General features: G+C 66.4%; 2 pseudogenes. Both read right to left on the reverse strand.

Going from position 1 to position 1,339, the window contains the following annotated elements:
* Nucleotides 1-162: pseudogene (locus tag HC022_RS26650) on the reverse strand (orotate phosphoribosyltransferase); the annotation flags it as partial.
* Between the two features lie 754 nt (nucleotides 163-916).
* Nucleotides 917-1,339 (reverse strand): annotated as a pseudogene (locus tag HC022_RS26655) (dihydroorotase); the annotation flags it as partial.

Raw genomic sequence — 1,339 nt, forward strand, 5'->3', positions numbered from 1 at the left:
GAAGGAGATCAGCTTGCGGCAGTCGATGTAGACCGGCGAGGGCAGCCCCGAGGACAGCTTGAACGGCTCGTCGCCCATGAAGTGCACCGCTTCGATCTCCCAGAGCATCTTGGCGGTGAGGCGGGCCATCTCTTCGGGCGAGGGGTAGGACGTCGGGATCATGAGGCGCACTCCATGCAGGTTTCGGCTCGCTCTAGCCCGAAATCCGCGCCGCTTGAACCCCAATGATCTTCATCTTGCCCGACAAACTCCGGGGGGAATTGGCGCGGAACGCGCCAAGGGGGGCAGCGCCCCCATCCAACGTCCGCCAACCGATCAATGACAACCACTCAACACCGCGAATGAGCATGCGTCCAGAACATCCGTTTCTGCAGCGGATCCTCGATCCGCGCCGCGTCGAGATCGCGCCCGCCAAGTCGGCAGACTTCCGCGCTGGCACTGCCAGCCCGCGACGGCGCCGGGCTGCGCCTGCGCATGGTGCACGAGCTCGTGCAGCAGGATCTCGCGCCAGAGCGGGTTCTCATGCGGGTCGTCGTAATGCGACGCGCCGTCGATGGTATCGGCATCGAGGATGTATATGGTGCCATGCGGCCCGTCGGTGACGGCAAAGAGCGGGTTCAGCCGCTCGGCGACGCCATCCTCGGAAACGAGGCTCGCGATGCCGCTGCAGTCCTTTCGCGTCCGCGGCTCGGCGCCGGGTTAGACGACCGCGCGGCGCGGCATGGCGGCGGTCTCTTAGGGGGGCTGCGCCACTCAGTCCGGCAAGAGATCGATCAGGGCATCCATCCGGCAGGCCTCCTTTCCGGCTCCTCCCGGACCGAAGCGTGCCAGAGAAGGTCTCAGGCAGAAATTGACACAGCATCGTTGCCGCAGCGCAGGCAGTGCCAATCGGTCTGTGCAACCGGCGGAACGCCTGTCAGTCGACGCGCCAGTGCAGCGGGAAGCCCGGCTCGAACACGGTGACCGCGCCCTCGTCGGTGAGGATCTTCGGCGGGTACTGCACCGGATCGCCTTTCACGAGGGTCAGCGTCGCCTCGTTGGCGGGCAGCCCGTAGAAGGCCGGCCCGTTGAGCGAGGTGAAGGCTTCAAGCCGGTCGAGCGCACCCGCCGCCTCGAACACCTCGGCCAGCACCGACATGGTGTTGGTCGCGGTGAAGCAGCCGGCGCAGCCGCAGGCGCTTTCCTTGTTGGGATCGGTGTGCGGGGCGCTGTCGGTGCCGAGAAAGAAGCTCGCATCGCCCGAGGTCGCCGCCTCGAGCAGCGCCTGCCGGTGGATCTCGCGTTTGGCGACGGGCAGGCAGTAGTAATGCGGCTTGATCCCGCCCACGAGGATGTGGTT

The sequence above is a fragment of the Salipiger sp. HF18 genome (genome assembly GCF_011806505.1).
Taxonomy (GTDB): Bacteria; Pseudomonadota; Alphaproteobacteria; order Rhodobacterales; family Rhodobacteraceae; genus Salipiger; species Salipiger thiooxidans.